At 60.6% G+C, this 770-nt stretch carries 2 protein-coding genes; one reads left to right on the top strand and one right to left on the bottom strand.

Features of this window, described 5'->3' with window-relative positions; all coding sequences use genetic code 11:
* Positions 1-212, top strand: a 212-nt coding sequence (locus VB618_RS19735; protein ID WP_442931873.1) for a KUP/HAK/KT family potassium transporter, incomplete at its 5' end; no start/stop codon positions are given.
* Between the two features lie 89 nt (positions 213-301).
* On the opposite strand, the gene VB618_RS19740 is transcribed toward VB618_RS19735, so the two are convergent.
* Positions 302-550, bottom strand: coding sequence for a hypothetical protein (locus VB618_RS19740; protein WP_329798459.1), 249 nt, complete (start codon positions 548-550; stop codon positions 302-304).
* Between the last annotated feature and the right edge of the window lie 220 nt (positions 551-770).

Raw genomic sequence — 770 nt, forward strand, 5'->3', positions numbered from 1 at the left:
TGCCAACGGCCCTGAAGACGGCGGGCTTCGACCTGAACGACGTCTCGTTCTTCCTGTCGCGGCGGGCGCTGCAAGCGTCGGCCCAGTCCGGACTGCCGCTGTGGCAGGACTACCTCTTCATCCCGATGGCCCGCTCCGCGAGTGACGTGTCGGACCACTTCTGCATCCCGGAAGACCGCGCAGTCGAGGTGGGATCACGCATCACGATCTGACGAGAGAGCGGCTCGCATGGTGCGCGGGATCCCGTGGGTCTCGTGGACCCGTCCTTGGTCGCGGGGATTCCTTCGAGCGACAGGACCACCTATGGGATGAGCCACAGGACAGTAAAGAAAATCGAGAGCAGCGCCGTCACCCTCGAGATCTCACGCCAGTACCTGAAGTCCCATTCCCTCTGGTAGGGCACGTCACCATTGTACCGGGAGAGCGGTATCTTCAAGGCGTCCTGGAGCCGGCGCCAGGATCGTTTCGCGATCACTATGGCAACAACGGACACCCCACCGAAAGCAAGGGCAAAATACCAAACTCGATCATTGTAGGCGCCGAGTATCATGCGAGGCTCCATGTCAGGAAACAGGGAAGTCTGCCTATCCAAATAGGGCTCGGCTCCCTTTCTTCAGCGCCTAGCCATGGCGTGGGGGACCACCATGGCTCTGACTCTACCGATCCGGCTCGAAGGGCTGCTTTGGGTCCAGGCTGTGTGGAAACGCCTTGATCTGCTAAGCTGATCGTGATCGGCGGAGGGCAGCATGAAGCGTTTCGTTGAAGGGGAA

Origin of the sequence: Microvirga sp. CF3062 (assembly GCF_036314045.1) — a bacterium.
Classification (GTDB): Bacteria; Pseudomonadota; Alphaproteobacteria; order Rhizobiales; family Beijerinckiaceae; genus Microvirga.